This is a genomic window from Lysobacter sp. Hz25, assembly GCF_046097045.1.
Classification (GTDB): domain Bacteria; phylum Pseudomonadota; class Gammaproteobacteria; order Xanthomonadales; family Xanthomonadaceae; genus Lysobacter; species Lysobacter antibioticus_B.
In genome coordinates, this window is record NZ_CP175666.1 from 4,588,192 (window position 1) to 4,601,019 (window position 12,828).

Here is a 12,828-nt window from a genome sequence, read left to right on the forward strand (position 1 = left end):
GTGATTCAAAGAAAAGCATTTTTCTTTGGTTACCTTTCTTTTGTTGCTTATGACAAAAGAAAGTAACCCGCCGCTTTAGTGGCGGAAGCTTTTGGCGTTTGATCTTAATCCTGCGTTGGCGATACGCCGCGAGGCCGACACGGCGCGGTCGCGACTTGCGTCGCTCCTACCCTTCGCGAAAGCACGCGGCTTCGACGGATGACCACAGCGATGCAACCGCTGCGCGTCCCGCAGTCGCGGCTCACGCCGCTCCTACAGGGGATGGATTCGCGACGTTCCTACGCAGACCCGCGGGTTCGGACCGGCGGCGGCTCTAGGCCGCCGCGGTCGCCGCAGCCGCCGGACGCTCCGGCCATACGGTCTTCGCCAACAATTCGTCGTTCCAGTCGTAGGTCACCGCACCGTCGTTGACGAACAGGCTGACGAAATTGAATACGTTGCGCGCGTACATCTCGCTGGCATGCACCGCGCCGCTGCTGGCGAGGTTCAAGGGGCCGGCGATGGTGACGCCGTTGACGTCGATGGTTTCGCCCGGCCGCGTCAGTTCGCAGTTGCCGCCGGTTTCGGCGGCCAGGTCGACCAGCACGCTGCCCGGCTTCATGCCGGCGATCATCGTAGCGGTCACGATCTTCGGCGCCGGGCGCCCGGGCACCGCGGCGGTGCAGACGATCACGTCGATGTTCTTGAGATGCTCGCCGAGGCGGCGCTGCTGTTCGGCGCGCTCCTCGTCGGTGAGCTGGCGCGCATAACCGCCCTCGCCCGCGGCGCTGACGCCGAGGTCGAGGAACTTGCCGCCCAGCGATTCGATCTGCTCGCGCGTTTCCGGGCGCACGTCGAAGCCTTCGACCTGGGCGCCGAGGCGCTTGGCCGTGGCGATCGCCTGCAATCCAGCGACGCCGGCGCCGACGATCAACACCTTCGAGGGCCGGATCGTGCCGGCTGCGGTGGTCAACATGGGGAAGAAGCGCGGCGCCAGTTGGCCGGCGATCAACACCGCCTTGTAGCCGGCCATGCCGGCCTGCGAGCTCAGCACGTCCATGGCCTGCGCGCGCGTGGTGCGCGGCAGGCGTTCGAGCGGAAAGGCCTGCAGGCGGTGGGCGACGATCGCCTCGCCGCGGGCGGCGTCGGCCTGCGGCGCCAGCAAGCCGACCAGGGCCGCGCCTTCGCGCAAGGCGCTCAAGCGGGCCGGATCGGGCGACTGCACGCACAGCACCACATCGGCGTGGCCCAGCGCCGCGGCGGCATCGTCGGCCAGTTCCGCACCGGCCTGGACATAGGCCTCGTCGGTGAAGCTGGCGGCACGTCCGGCGCCGCGCTCGATGCGCACGCGCGCACCTCGGGCGACCAGTTTCTTGCAGGTTTCCGGCGTCAGCGCCACGCGCTTCTCGCCAACCGCCGTCTCGCTCGCAACGCCAATCGTAATGCCCGACATGCTTCGCTCCGTGCCCCGTTCGCCGCATCGTAGCGGAATGACCGGCGGCCGTGCGATCTCGATGGCCCCCGCAACCGGACCCAATGCCCGGATCGAACGCCCGGATCGAATGTGCTCGGCGAGCCAGGAATGCGAAACCCGCCTTGCGGCGGGTCGGGGTCGAGACGATGCGGCGACTGACTGGCGCCGCGGCCGGGTTCAGATCACCCGGTCCAGATGCCGGCGCACCTGGCGCATGGCCTCGTCGAACGCGGTGCGCTCGGCGCCGACCACGAGACGGCCGGCGGAGGCCAGCGTCGCCAGTTCCTCCGCCGAGGCGACCAGCGCGCGTACGCCGCGGCGGTTGACCAGCAGGAAACGCGAGGTCAGCGGGCTGCTCCAGGCGACCTTGACCGCGATGGTCTCGCCCTGGGTATTGGTCAACCGCAGCCAGTCGCCGGGTTCGAGCTGGCGCATGCGCTCGGCCAGCAGCGGGTCGTGATTGGCCGAGGTGGTGCCGGCGGCGAGATAGAGCCGGCGTTCCTCGGCGACGTCTTCCTCGACCTCGGCCGAACTCGGCAAGGGGTGCTCGGCGCGTTCGATGTCCGGCGTGACCAGGGCCCGCACCAGGCCGGCCATGCCGTGCTGAGCGGCGCTGTCGTCGAGGCCGGAACTCGCCAGGCACTGCACGATGATCGGCTGCAGCGCGAGCAACTGGTCGGCCAGTTCGCGGCCGCGGTTCTCGGCGGCGAGGCGGTCGGCCATCACCAGGGCATCGCCGAGCGCCAGCGCCTGCGCGCGGCGCTTGGGGTCTTCGTTCTCGCGCAACAGCACCTGGACCATGTGATGGCGCCAGGGTGTGGCGAGGAAATCGGCGACCGCCTGGGTCAGGCGCGCTTCGCCGATGCGCTCGCGCACCGCCGCATCGGCCTGGCCGCGCGCCGCACCGAGGCGCTCGCGCCCGTAAGTGGCCTTGGCCGCGCGCTGTTCCTGCAATTCGATGCGGCGCCGGTGCTGGGCCAGCAAGGCGTCGAGTTCGGCGTGGGCCAACTCGAACACCGCGAGGTCTTCGTTGTAGTCGGAGACGATGCGCTGCGAAATCGACGAGGCGCGTTCGAGCAGGTCGCGGTCCTGCGGCGTCTCGCCGTCGTTGCCTTCGCAGGCCTCGGTAATCGCATCGAGCAGACGCCGCGCCGGGTGTTCGCGTTTGACGAACACTTCGTTGTCGGTCAGCGCCACCTTCACATAAGGCATGACCAGGCGCGCATAGACGCGGCGCGCGCGGTCCTGCAGGGCGTGGTTGCGGAACAGCGAATCGAACAACAGCGCGACCAGGTCGATCGCGTCGTCTTCCTCGGCGCTGAAGCAGGTCTGGTCGGGATTGAAGCCGAGCCGGCGCGCGCCGTCGTAGAGCTGATCGCGGATGGTCTCGCCCAGGCGTCCGGACACCGCGAGTGCACGGGCGTATGCGTCCGGCGGCTCGGGTTGCAACAGCGAGGCCATGCCGACGACTTCGTCGACGCGCAACTCGCGCCGCGGCGCCATCGAGCGCTGCGGCATGTGCGCGGGCGGCAGCCCGCCGGCCTTGACCAGGCCTTCGCGCCAGGCGTGCAGCTGCGAACGCAGTTCGGCCAGTTCGTTCGCCATCGCCGCGACGTCGGCCTGCGAGACCGGCTGCGACGGATCGTGGCTGCCGTAGTTCGGCGCGCGCGCTCCGCCCGGCTGGCCGTGAGCGGCATGGCTTTCGCCGCCATAGCCGCCCATCGCGGCGTTGTAATCGTGCATAGGCGTCGAAGACTCGCGATGAGGCACGGTGTCGAATACGTCGTCGAGCGTGTTGCGCTCGCGCCGTTCTTCGGCCGCGCGTACCGGCGCGCCGGGCGCGCCCAGACCGACGCCGTAACCCGCGGTCGCCAACAAGTTATTGATGCGGCCGTAGAGGTCGCCGAGCAGCCGCGCGAGTTCGTGCTCGTACTCGCGGAACAGGCGGAGCCGCAGGCTCTCGGTGACCTGGGTTTCGGCGTAGACCGAGATGAAGGCCTTGACCAGCCGGTACGGGCCGAAAGGATTGATGCCGGTCGGCGAGCCGATCGAGGCCGACAGCATCTTGAGCCGCCCCTGCAGCATCTCCAACGGGCGCAGATAGCGCTGCTCCAGCGACTCGGTCAAGCGCTCGCCGTCGAGGTCGAAAGCCAGTTGTTGCTCGCCGACCAGTTGCAGCGGCGAACCGCCGAGCCCGCCGACCGCCGAGGCCGGCGCGCGGAAAGCCTCGAAACCGAGCCCGACCTGCTGCCGAAACGCCATGACATGACTGGCCTGCTGCTGGCGCAGGACCCACAATGCGGCTTGGTCTTCGTATTGGTGGTTGCGGCCGTCGCCCTTCAGCGACTCGGCCTTCAGGGCTTCTTCGATCGGCGCGTACAGGGTGCCCGGCAGCCCCCCGAGTTGCTCGAGCGTCTGTCGTTTGATTTCTTCGAGCACGCGCGACGGGTCGGTGCGCGTGGTCTGAGCGACGCCGTGCAAATGACCGGACACTAACGAAGTTCCCCTGGATGCTTGACGCAAGCGCGTCGGTTTCCGACTGCCTCCGCAGGATAGTGCCAAGATGCGTCCATTAATGCTTCGCCGTTCATTTTTGTGACAGGAGTCAATTTGTCTTCCATGCAACCCAATGATCTCGACTTGCTGCGCGCGCTAGATAACCGACGTTCGGTGCCGGCGAAGCAACTTTCCGCCCCGGGACCGGACGAATCGACGCTGCAGCGTATGTTGCAGTCGGCCGTGCGCGTGCCCGACCACGGCAAGCGCGTGCCCTTCCGCTTCCTGGTCCTGCGCGGCAACGACCGCCACGTGCTCGGCGAACGCGTCGCCGCCCGCGGCATCGAACTGTTTCCCGAGGCCGGCCCCAGCGCCGTAGAGAAAGATCGCACACGCTTTTCTCACGCGCCGATAATCGTCGCGGTGATCGCCAAGCTGGGCCCGGACGAAAAAATCCCCGAGTTCGAGCGCACCCTCACCGCCGGCTGCGTCTGCTTCGCCCTGCTGCAGGCGGCGCAGGCCTTCGGCTTCGGCGCGGTCTGGCTGACCGGCTGGCCGGCCTACGACGAGCAGGTCAAGCACTGGCTGGGCCTGGCTGCCGAGGAACGCATCACCGGTTTCATCCATATCGGCACGCCCAAGCTCGAAGCGCCGGAGCGCGACCGCCCGGACCCGGCCGACCTGACCCAGATCTGGTCGCCGGCCTGAGCGGCCGCGTGTTTGAATGACGCCATGACTACCGCACCGCGCACACCGCTTTATCTGGTCGATGCCAGCCTCTACGTCTTTCGCGCCTGGCATTCGATCCCGGACGAGTTCCAGGACGCCGAGGGCTGGCCGACCAACGCCGTCCACGGCTTCGCCCGCTTCCTGCTCGAGCTGATCGAACGCGAGCGGCCGCGCCACATCGCCATCGCCTTCGACGAAGCCCTGGACTCGTGCTTCCGCAATGCGCTGTACCCGGCCTACAAGGCCAACCGCGATCCGGCGCCGGAAGCGCTGCGGCGCCAGTTCGGCCACTGCAAAGCCTTGTGCAGCGCGCTCGGCCTGCCGGTGCTGGCCCACGTCGAATACGAAGCCGACGACCTGATCGGCAGTGCGCTTGCGACGATGCGCGCGCACGGCTACCGCGGCGTGATCGTCTCGGCCGACAAGGACCTGTCGCAGTTGCTCGACGGCCACGACGAGCAGTGGGACTTCGCCCGCGGCCAGCGCTGGACCGCCGAGGGCGTGCCGGCGCGGCACGGCGTGCTCGCGCGCCAGATCGCCGACTATCTGGCCCTGACCGGCGATGCGGTCGACAACATCCCCGGTGTGCCCGGCATCGGCGCCAAGACCGCCGCCGCCCTGCTCGGCCACTTCGACACCCTCGATGCCTTGCTGGCACGCGTCGAGGAAGTGCCGTTCCTGCGCGTGCGCGGCGCCGCCAGCGCGGCCGCACGCCTGCGCGAGCACCGCGCCCAGGCCCTGCTGTGCCGGCAACTGACCACGATCGCGGTCGACGCCCCGCTCGGCGACAGCAGCGGCCACTTCGTGCGCGGCCAGGCCGACGCCGCCGGCCTGCTGGAACTGTGCGATCGCCTGCGTTTCGGGCCGATGACCCGCCGCCGCCTGCACGAAGCGGTCGGACTCGACTTCGCGACGTCACAGGTTCCGTCGTAGCATCCTTCTCTTGCAACAAGACTGCGATGCGATGACGCGAGGAACGCAATGACGCCAGCCGACCACGGACACTCCGACCGCCACTCCCCCGGGCACGACGCCGAACGCGTCGAGACCCTGTACGACGGCCAATGGCTGCGCATGATGCGCCGCGGCCACTGGGAGTACGCCGAACGCACCCACGGCAAGGGCATGGCGGTGATCATCGTCGCGGTGACGCCGGAGGACCGGATCCTGTTCGTCGAGCAGTACCGCGTGCCGTTAGCCGCGCGCACCATCGAGATGCCGGCCGGCCTGGTCGGCGACGACCACGCCCACGACACCCTCGAATCGGCCGCGAGCCGTGAGCTGGTCGAAGAAACCGGCTGGGAACCGGCCCGTGTCGAAGTGCTGCTGACCGGCCCGACCTCGGCCGGCATGAGCAGCGAACGCATCGCCTTCGTCCGCGCCACCGGCTTGCGCAAAGTGGGCGACGGCGGCGGCGTCGACGGCGAAGACATCCTCGTTCACGAAGTCCCGCGCGCCGACGCGCCGGCCTGGCTGATGCGCAAACAGGCCGAAGGCTTCGAGCTCGACCTGAAGCTTTGGGCGGGCTTGTGGATGATCGACCGCAACCCGGATGGCAGCGCCGCCTGAACCGCGGGCTCGCCTGATAGAGACCTCGACGTTGTAGCGACGACGGCCGCATGGCCGTTGCCGTTGCCTCTGCCTCTGCCTCTGCCTCTGCCTCTGCCTCTGCCGGATGAGCTTGGCGCAGTACCGAGCTCGCGAGAACATCTGGAGACCCGGAGGGCGCCGCACAGGACGTGCGGCGTTTTCCGATAAGACAGGGACGTCTTATCGGAAAATCCCGGCGCGGGCTGTGTGCTCGCAGGGGAGCTTCGTCAAGGAAGGCCTTTTCTTTGGTTAGCTTTCTTTTGGGCCAGCAAAAGAAAGTAACCCGGCCGCGTCAGCGGACGGAAGCTCTGCTCTTGCTTGAAGGGTGCGCCGGCAGCCGGCCGGATGTGGTCGCGACTCACGTCGCTCCTACAGTGGAGGGATCCCCGCCCGTGCCTAAGCAACGTAGTACAGCGATTCCAACCCTGTAGGAGCGACGTAAGTCGCGACCGCGACGCCTCAATCTCGCACCGCTGCCGGCTAGAGCCCAGGGTAGGAGCGGCGCGAGCCGCGACCGCGTGCTGACAGCCTCGCGGCGCATCGTTAAAGCAAGATCTAGATCTAGATCAAACGATAAAAGCTTCCGCCACTAAAGCGGCGGGTAACTTTCTTTTGTCCAAAGCAACAAAAGAAAGTCACCAAAGAAAAATGCTTTTTCTTTGAATCACAGGCCCGCACGAGCGGAGCATCCGCGGGGATTTTTCATACGGGACATCCCTGTCCCGATGAAAAACGGCCTGCATCCATGCAGGCCGCCCTTCGGGTCTTCGATTGCCTTCGCGAGCGCGAAGCGACGCACAGCAGCGGCGAAACTCCAACTGGCGACGGCGCGAAACTCAAGCGGAGCGGTCGCGGCTCACGCCGCTCCTACAGGAACCGGGCAAACGGATCGCCGCGCTGGCGAAACCGATCAGGCAAACCGATCCGTCGCCTGCACCAGCGCATCGACGTTCTCGTCCTCGAAAGCCGAATGCCCCGACGCCGGCGTGATCGTCAGCTCGGCCTTCGGCCAGGCCTTCTTCAGCTCCCAGGCGTTCTGCACCGGGCAGACCACGTCGTAACGGCCGTGCACGATCACGCCCGGGATGTCGACGATCTTGTGCGCGTCGCGCAGCAACTGGTCTTCGACTTCGAAGAAGCCGCCGTTGACGAAGTAGTGGTTCTCGATGCGAGCGAAGGCGAGCGCGAACTTCGCGTCCTCGTGGCCGCTGACGAAATCGTCGTCGACATGCAGGAAGCTGGTCGCGCCTTCCCACACGCTCCAGGCGCGTGCGGCGTCGAGGCGGGTCTTCTCGTCCTCGCTGGTCAAGCGGCGATGGAACGCGCTGATCAGGTCGTGGCGTTCGACCGGCGGGATCGCGTTGACGTAGTGCTCCCATGCATCCGGGAACAGACGCGAGGCGCCTTCCTGGTAGAACCATTCCAGTTCCCAACGGCGCAGCATGAAGATGCCGCGCAAGACCAGCTCGGTGACGCGCTGCGGATGGGTTTCGGCATAGGCCAGCGCCAGAGTCGACCCCCAGGAACCGCCGAACACCTGCCAACGGTCGATGCCGAGCTTGGCGCGCAGCTTTTCGATATCGGCCACGAGTTCCCAGGTGCCGTTATCGACCAGATCGGCATGCGGGGTCGAGCGGCCGCTGCCGCGCTGGTCGAACAGGACGATGCGGTACTTGGCCGGGTCGTGGAAACGCCGCATCTTCGGGCTGCAACCGGCGCCGGGGCCGCCATGCAGCAGCACCACCGGCTTGCCGTCGGGGTTGCCGCACTGTTCGTAATACAGGGTGTGGCGGTCGTCGACCTGGATCGTGCCGGTGTCGAAGGGTTCGATCTCGGGATAGAGCGTGCGCATCGCAGGCCTCGCATTCGGGATGCGGGAAGTCTAACGGCACCCGGCCGCGATGGCGTGACCGGATCGGGCGTCGGCGAGGCGGCTCTCAGGCTCCGGGTTTGCGCGCCAGGCTGACGCGGTCGCGGTCTTCGAGGTCGCGTTCGGTGACGGCATCGACCAGGCCGGCCTGGGTCAACAAGGCGCGCACCGCCGCGCCCTGCTCCCAGCCATGTTCGATCAACAGCCAGCCGCCCGGCTGCAGATGCGCCGGCGCATCGCGGGCGATGACGCGGATCGCATCCAGCCCGTCGGCGCCGGAAGCCAGCGCGCTGCGCGGTTCGTGACGCAAGTCGCCCTGCTGCAGGTGGACGTCGTCGTCCTCGATGTACGGTGGGTTGCTCGCGATCAAGTCGAAACGTTCGCCGGCCAATGGCGCGAACCAGTCGCCGTGGCGGAACTCGACATTGCCCAGTTGCAGCGAGGCCGCGTTGGCCCGCGCGACCTCGAGCGCGTCGGCGCTGAAATCGACCGCGATCACCCGTGCGCGCGGCCGCTCGAACGCCAGGGCCAGAGCGATCGCGCCGCTGCCGGTGCCGAGGTCGGCGATCGTCAGGTCGCGGTCTTCGGCAAACAGGCCCAGGGCCAGTTCGACCAGGCGTTCGGTCTCCGGACGCGGGATCAGCGTCGCCGGCGTCACCGCCAGGTCGAAACGCCAGAAGCCCCGCTGCCCGAGCAGATAAGCCACCGGTTCGCCGGCGACGCGACGCTCGACCAGGCGGCGGTAACGTTGGGCAACCTCCGCGTCCATCACGTGGTCGTCGTGGGCGAACAGCCAACTGCGCGGCCGCTCCAGCGCATGTGCGAGCAGCAGCTCGGCTTCGCCGCGGCCGATCAGCGCCCGTGCCGAACACAGCGCAGCGTCGATACGTTCGGCGCCGGGGTCGTGATGGGGGTCGCTGGGGGAATTCATCGCGGCATCGTACGCGAGGCGATTGCGGATGCGCGCATTCGGATTCGCCAAGCCGGTCACACCGGGCAGCTCGCAACGACCGAATCGCCCTCCTTGGCGATGCCTCGATCACGCGCCGTACGTTGGAAGCACACTTTATTCATGCCGGTCGATCACACCGACTGATCAAACCGGTTATCTGCGCCGGAACCGCGGCTCGATCGCAGCGTCTCCGCGCGAAAGCCTGTTGCGACGCAGCGCGCCCGTGCGAGGCAACGCGCGATGCATCCCGGTTTCATGATCCGCAAACGGCGTGCGCAGTGCCTTGATTGAAAGGGAAAAAACCCCAAAGGCGCCGCATTTAAACGTTTTTACCCTTATTTAAATCGATCCAAATATTGACACGCCGATTTTGGCCCTCCCAATGTGGCCGCGTCGCCGCCATCGGCGACAGGGAGCGCGTCGTGGCGATAGGAGCGCAATCGCTCGCCATCGCAAACCACGCGCATCGACGCCATCGCGTCACGCCGTGACGCTCATTGCAGGGGAACGTTCCATGCCGAAGTCGAACCAGCACCTACCGCCCCGCCTCCACTCCATCGGCGCCACGGCCCGAACGGTCTCGCGTGCGCTGCCGGCCTTCATCGCGCTGGCGCTGGCCGCCATTGCGCCGACCGCGGCCGCCGCCGAGTCGGCGATCTTCGGCGGCGGCCCGTTCTATTCCGGCGGCCAGACCGTCATCAACGACCTGCGCAATTCCGGCTTCACCACGGTGTTCCTGTGGAGCGTCCATATCGAAGCGAACGGCGACCTGGTCTACAACGACATCCCGATCGTCAAGAACGGCGCGTATATGGGCGCCGACGCCGACTGGCCGGCACGACTGGTCTCGCTGAAGACCGCGCCGACCTCGGTCAAGCGGGTGGAAGTCTCGATCGGCGCCTGGGGCGTGCCCGACTTCGAGCGCATGGCCAACCTGGCCAATGGCACCGCCGCGGGCTGCGGCACCACCATCGTCTGCGGCACCGGCAGCAACAGCATCCTTTACCGCAACTTCCAGGCGCTGAAGACCGCCACCGGCGCCGACGCGGTCAACTTCGACGACGAAAGCCACTACAACGTCGCCGACACCACCAAGTTCGGCCAGATGCTGGTCGGGCTGGGCTACAAGATCACCTTCGCGCCCTACACCAACACGAGCTTCTGGCGAGGCGTCAAGGACAATCTCGGCAGCGCGGTCGACCGCATCTACCTGCAGGTCTACGACGGCGGCGCCGGCAACGACCCGGCGAGCTGGAACACCGCGATGGGCATGACCGTCATGCCCGGCCTGTGGACCAAGCACGGTACCGGCTGCACCGCCGGCGACAGCCCCGCGCAGGTGCAGACCCGCATGGCCGGCTGGAAGACCAGCGCCGGCATCAGCGGCGGCTTCCTGTGGCTGTACGACGACATCCAGAAGTGCTGGGCGCAGGGCACGACCGCGCAGTACGCCGCCGCGATCAACAACGCCGTCAGCGGCAATACCGCTCCGGTGGCGAACTTCGGCGTCAGCGTCAGCGGCCTGACCGCGAACTTCAGCGATTCCTCCAGCGATGCCGACGGCACGATCGCCTCGCGCAGCTGGAACTTCGGCGACGGCGGCACCTCGACCGCGACCAATCCGAGTCGCACCTACGCCAGCGCCGGCAATTACACCGTCAGCCTGACCGTGACCGACAACGGCGGCGCGACCCACACCAAAACCCAGACCGTCTCGGTCGGCAGCGGCAACGTCAACCTTGCCCTCAACAAACCCGCAACCGGTTCGAGCGCGTGCAACAGCAACGAAGGCCCGGCCAAGGCCGTCAACGGCAGCGTGTCCGGCGGCAACACCGACAAGTTCTGTTCGCTGGCGTCCTCCTCGTGGCTGCAGGTCGACCTGGGCTCGGCGCAGACGGTCAGCAGTTTCGTGGTCAAGCACGCCGGCGCCGGTGGCGAATCCACCTCCTGGAACACCAAGGCCTTCACCATCCAGACCTCGACCAACGCCACCTCGTGGAGCACCCCGGTCACGGTGACCGCCAACACCGCCAGCACCTCGACCCATTCGATCAGCGCGACCTTGGCCCGATACATCAAGCTCAACATCGGCACCCCGACCCAGAACGGCGATCCGGCGACGCGGATCTATGAGTTCGAGGTGCGCTGAGGCTGGGCATTAGCGCCGGCAAGCGGCCGGCATGGCGGGCAGCTACGGTGGCACGGTAGTTTGCCGGGCAAACGGTAGTACGGCGTAGCCGCAAGCGGCGCGGTCGCGGCTTGCGCCGCTCCTACCCAAGAGCCGTGTCACCGTTGCTGTTGCTGTTGCTATTGCTGTTGCTATTGCTGTTGCCGTGCGTCGCCGCGCACTAGCGAAGGCAATCGAAGACCCGGAGGGCGGCGCGCAGGGATGCGCGCCGTTTTTCATCGGGACAGGGATGTCCCGTATGAAAAATCCCTGCGTTGGCATCGAACGTGCGGGCCTGTGATTCAAAACAAAAGCATTTTTCTTTGGTTACTTTCTTTTGTTGCTTTAGACAAAAGAAAGTTACCCGCCGCTTTAGTGGCGGAAGCTTTTATCGTTTGGTCTTGCTTCCATTAAAGCCACAGGCAAGTGCGAAGTACCCCTGTAGGAGCGACGTAAGTTGCGACCACGCTCTGCCGGCCTCCGGCACAACCCTTCAAGAAAGAGCAGAGCTTCCGTCCGCTACGCGGTCGGGTTACTTTCTTTTGCTAAGCCCAAAAGAAATGTAACCAAAGAAAAGGGCTCTCCTTGCAAGGGCACAGGCCACGAGTGCGATGCCCGCGCCGGGATTTTCCGATAAGACGTCCCTGTCTTATCGGAAAACGCCGCACGTCCTGTGCGGCGCCCTCCGGGTCTCCATCGGTCTCGCAAGCCACATGCCGCGCCAAGCAAAGGCAAAGGCAACGGCGAAGGCGAAGAAATACAGAGCCGATCGAGCGCTTCCTCGCTCCATCTCAAAAACAAAAATCGCCGGCTTTCGCCGGCGATTTCGTAGGAACTCTAGCTGCCAGAGCAGATCAACCGATCACATCTGCTCCAACGTCACCGCCACCGCATGCACCACCGCACCGATCTTCAGCGAACTCTGCACGCCCTGCGCGCTGACCTCGTGCTTGCGCACCACCTTCTCGTGCGAATCCATGCAGGCGCCGCAACCGTTGATCGCCGACACCGCCAGCGACGCCAGTTCGAAGGTCATCTTGTCGATGCCCGGGCTGGCCATGACGTTCATGCGCAGGCCGGCGCGCAGCTGGCCGTATTCTTCGTTCTGGATCAGGTGGGTGGCGCGATAGTAGATGTTGTTCATCGCCATCACCGCCGCGGCGGCCTTGGCACCGTTGATTTCTTCCGGCGACAGCTTCTCGGCGGCGAAGGCTTCGATTGCGGCGGCCAGCGGCTTGTGGCGCGAGGCGATCGCCGAGGCCAGGGCGATGGCGCGGATCTGCTTGCCGTCCAGGCCCGGCGAACCGGCGTCGCTGAGCACGCTGTCGAGGTTGAGCTTGAGGTCCTTGGCGTAATCGGGAAGCGAGTTGCGAAGATCGGAAAGGCTCATCGGAATACTCCTGGAATCGGCGGGGGATCGTCGCGTCGCGACGGCGCAGGTGCACCGATCGCGAGGACCGGGCACGCGCTATCGCCTGGCGGGCATGCGCATCGCGCACGGCTGGCTGGGAAACGACACGAACGGGACGAAGCGGATAGGAACAGTCGGGGCGAACCCCGACTGTGGGCAT

At 66.5% G+C, this 12,828-nt stretch carries 9 protein-coding genes; 4 read left to right on the forward strand and 5 right to left on the reverse strand.

All coding sequences use genetic code 11. The features are described 5' to 3' along the window. Positions 1 to 313: 313 nt before the first annotated feature. Together ACKN61_RS18880 and ACKN61_RS18885 are read right to left on the reverse strand one after the other, a co-directional pair. Positions 314 to 1,432 carry an NAD(P) transhydrogenase subunit alpha gene (locus tag ACKN61_RS18880; protein WP_408950779.1) on the reverse strand — a complete coding sequence of 373 codons (1,119 nt, stop codon included), beginning with the start codon at positions 1,430 to 1,432 and terminating at the stop codon, positions 314 to 316. 198 nt (positions 1,433 to 1,630) lie between these two features. Continuing rightward, the gene (locus ACKN61_RS18885) at positions 1,631 to 3,946 is read right to left on the reverse strand and encodes a DUF1631 family protein (protein ID WP_408950780.1); all 2,316 of its coding nucleotides are present in this window, start codon (positions 3,944 to 3,946) and stop codon (positions 1,631 to 1,633) included. A 126-nt stretch (positions 3,947 to 4,072) separates the two neighbouring features. Between ACKN61_RS18885 and ACKN61_RS18890 the strand changes: the two genes are divergently transcribed. From ACKN61_RS18890 to ACKN61_RS18900, 3 genes are read left to right on the forward strand one after another with little or no spacing between them, the layout of a single operon-like run. Next, entirely contained in the window at positions 4,073 to 4,657 is a 585-nt protein-coding gene (locus tag ACKN61_RS18890) for a nitroreductase (protein WP_408950781.1), read from the forward strand. A 24-nt stretch (positions 4,658 to 4,681) separates the two neighbouring features. Next, positions 4,682 to 5,611, forward strand: coding sequence for a 5'-3' exonuclease H3TH domain-containing protein (locus tag ACKN61_RS18895; protein WP_031374170.1), 930 nt, complete (start codon positions 4,682 to 4,684; stop codon positions 5,609 to 5,611). A 48-nt stretch (positions 5,612 to 5,659) separates the two neighbouring features. Then, positions 5,660 to 6,247, forward strand: a complete 588-nt coding sequence (locus ACKN61_RS18900) for an NUDIX hydrolase (RefSeq protein ID WP_408950782.1) — start codon at positions 5,660 to 5,662, stop codon at positions 6,245 to 6,247. A 931-nt stretch (positions 6,248 to 7,178) separates the two neighbouring features. Here the strand turns inward: ACKN61_RS18900 and pip are convergent. Further along, a complete protein-coding gene (pip, locus tag ACKN61_RS18905; RefSeq protein WP_408950783.1) occupies positions 7,179 to 8,120 on the reverse strand; it encodes a prolyl aminopeptidase in 942 nt (313 codons plus the stop codon). 85 nt (positions 8,121 to 8,205) lie between these two features. Further along, entirely contained in the window at positions 8,206 to 9,069 is an 864-nt protein-coding gene (gene prmC / locus ACKN61_RS18910; protein WP_408950784.1) for a peptide chain release factor N(5)-glutamine methyltransferase, read from the reverse strand. A gap of 535 nt (positions 9,070 to 9,604) precedes the next feature. On the opposite strand from prmC, the gene ACKN61_RS18915 reads away from it, so the two are divergent. Further along, on the forward strand, positions 9,605 to 11,239 hold the full coding sequence (locus ACKN61_RS18915; protein WP_408950785.1) for a PKD domain-containing protein: 1,635 nt from the start codon (positions 9,605 to 9,607) through the stop codon (positions 11,237 to 11,239). A gap of 880 nt (positions 11,240 to 12,119) precedes the next feature. Here ACKN61_RS18915 and ACKN61_RS18920 read toward each other — a convergent pair. Continuing rightward, positions 12,120 to 12,647, reverse strand: coding sequence for a carboxymuconolactone decarboxylase family protein (locus tag ACKN61_RS18920; RefSeq protein ID WP_031374201.1), 528 nt, complete (start codon positions 12,645 to 12,647; stop codon positions 12,120 to 12,122). Positions 12,648 to 12,828: the final 181 nt, after the last annotated feature.

Coding starts and splice junctions, on each gene's coding strand:
- ACKN61_RS18880 (WP_408950779.1), bottom strand. CDS start 1,432: ATGTCGGGCATTACGATTGGCGTTGCGAGCGAGACGGCGGTTGGCGAG.
- ACKN61_RS18900 (WP_408950782.1), top strand. CDS start 5,660: ATGACGCCAGCCGACCACGGACACTCCGACCGCCACTCCCCCGGGCAC.
- pip (WP_408950783.1), bottom strand. CDS start 8,120: ATGCGCACGCTCTATCCCGAGATCGAACCCTTCGACACCGGCACGATC.
- ACKN61_RS18895 (WP_031374170.1), top strand. CDS start 4,682: ATGACTACCGCACCGCGCACACCGCTTTATCTGGTCGATGCCAGCCTC.
- ACKN61_RS18920 (WP_031374201.1), bottom strand. CDS start 12,647: ATGAGCCTTTCCGATCTTCGCAACTCGCTTCCCGATTACGCCAAGGAC.
- ACKN61_RS18915 (WP_408950785.1), top strand. CDS start 9,605: ATGCCGAAGTCGAACCAGCACCTACCGCCCCGCCTCCACTCCATCGGC.
- ACKN61_RS18890 (WP_408950781.1), top strand. CDS start 4,073: ATGCAACCCAATGATCTCGACTTGCTGCGCGCGCTAGATAACCGACGT.
- prmC (WP_408950784.1), bottom strand. CDS start 9,069: ATGAATTCCCCCAGCGACCCCCATCACGACCCCGGCGCCGAACGTATC.